Here is a 1,477-nt window from a genome sequence, read left to right as displayed (position 1 = left end):
AAGCCGCCGAGCCAAAAAATGCCGCATGGCCGAAGCTCAGAAGGCCGACATAGCCGAGCAGCAGATTGAAGGCGATTGCGAAGATTGCAAAGCAGAGAATCTTCATCAGAAAGACGGGATAGAAGAAATATGGCGCGATGCAGAGCGCCAGAACGACGACGATCATTCCGATGCTGGCTGGTGCGGAACGATGACGGCGGAGACTGGAATCAATGACGGTCATGATCAGGCCTCCTTGCCGAACAGCCCTGCGGGCTTAACCAGAAGGACAAGCCCCATGATAACGAAGATGACCATATTTGACGCTTCGGGATAGACCACTTTTGTAAGCCCTTCCAAGAGGCCGAGCGCGAAGCCGGTGAGGATGGAGCCGATGATCGACCCCATACCGCCAATGACCACGACTGCGAACACCACGATGATGAGATTGGCACCCATGCTGGGCGATACCTGGTAGATGGGTGCGGCAAGAACCCCGGCGACACCCGCCAGAGCGGCACCGAAAGCATAGGTCAACGACACCATAAGCGGAACATTGATGCCGAAATTGCGAACGGCGGTGGGGTTTTCCGTTGCCGCACGCAAATAGGAACCCAGACGCGTCTTTTCGATCATCAGCCAGGTGCCAAGGCACACGACGACGGAAAACAGGATGACCCAGGCTCTGTAGACCGGCAGAAACATGAAGCCGAGATCATAAGACCCCGTAAGCGAAACGGGGATGGGATATGGCTTCCCCGACCCGCCGAGGTAATGCCGGAACGCTCCCTCTATGATCCATGCTAGGCCGAAGGTGAGAAGCAGACCGTAGAGATGGTCGGAGTCCACAAGGCGCTGCAACATGGAGCGTTCGATCAAGAAGCCCACAAGACCGACGAGGATGGGAGCGATGACAATTGCGCCCCAGTAACCGATGCCAAGATATTGAAGCAGCAGCCAGGCGGCGAAGGCGCCTAGCATGTACAATGCGCCATGAACCATGTTGACCACGTTCAACATGCCGAAGATGACTGCCAGACCCAGACTGAGCAAGGCATAGAAAGCACCATTTATGAGACCCAGCAGCAACTGGCCGAAAAGCGCCTGAGGCGGGATGTTGAAAATATCGAGCATTGCCGGTACCTCCCTGGGGTCAAACCCCAAGATAACGTTCAAGTTTAGCGGGATTGGTCAGCACTTCGGCCGCGGACAGCTCATCGATGACGTGGCCCTCCTCCATCACGAAATGCCGGTCGGCGATTGTCGTCGCGAAACGGAAATTCTGCTCGACGAGGATCATGGTGTATCCAGTATTTTTCAAGGTGAGGATGGCATGGCCGATCTGTTCGATAATGACGGGGGCCAGGCCTTCGGTCGGTTCATCGAGTAGGATGAAACGAGCCCCAGTCCGCAAAATCCTCGCGATCGCCAACATCTGCTGTTCGCCACCGGAAAGTCGCGTGCCCTGCGTCTTGTCGCGCCCCTTGAGGTTTGGAAA

Annotated in this window: 2 protein-coding genes and 1 pseudogene; all 3 read right to left on the bottom strand. The window is 56.1% G+C overall.

The genetic code is table 11. From position 1 onward, the window contains the following. Positions 1-166, bottom strand: a pseudogene (locus tag A3AY_RS0134260) (branched-chain amino acid ABC transporter permease); the annotation flags it as partial. Between the two features lie 59 nt (positions 167-225). Further along, positions 226-1,113, bottom strand: a complete 888-nt coding sequence (locus A3AY_RS0134255; protein ID WP_018330179.1) for a branched-chain amino acid ABC transporter permease — start codon at positions 1,111-1,113, stop codon at positions 226-228. A 19-nt stretch (positions 1,114-1,132) separates the two neighbouring features. Next, a partial coding sequence (locus A3AY_RS0134250) for an ATP-binding cassette domain-containing protein (protein WP_018330178.1) occupies positions 1,133-1,477 on the bottom strand: 345 nt, incomplete at its 5' end.

Origin of the sequence: Rhizobium giardinii bv. giardinii H152 (genome assembly GCF_000379605.1) — a bacterium.
GTDB lineage: Bacteria > Pseudomonadota > Alphaproteobacteria > Rhizobiales > Rhizobiaceae > Pararhizobium > Pararhizobium giardinii.
This window is presented reverse-complemented; position numbering and strand designations above follow the sequence as displayed.

Coding starts and splice junctions, on each gene's coding strand:
- A3AY_RS0134255 (WP_018330179.1), bottom strand. CDS start 1,113: ATGCTCGATATTTTCAACATCCCGCCTCAGGCGCTTTTCGGCCAGTTG.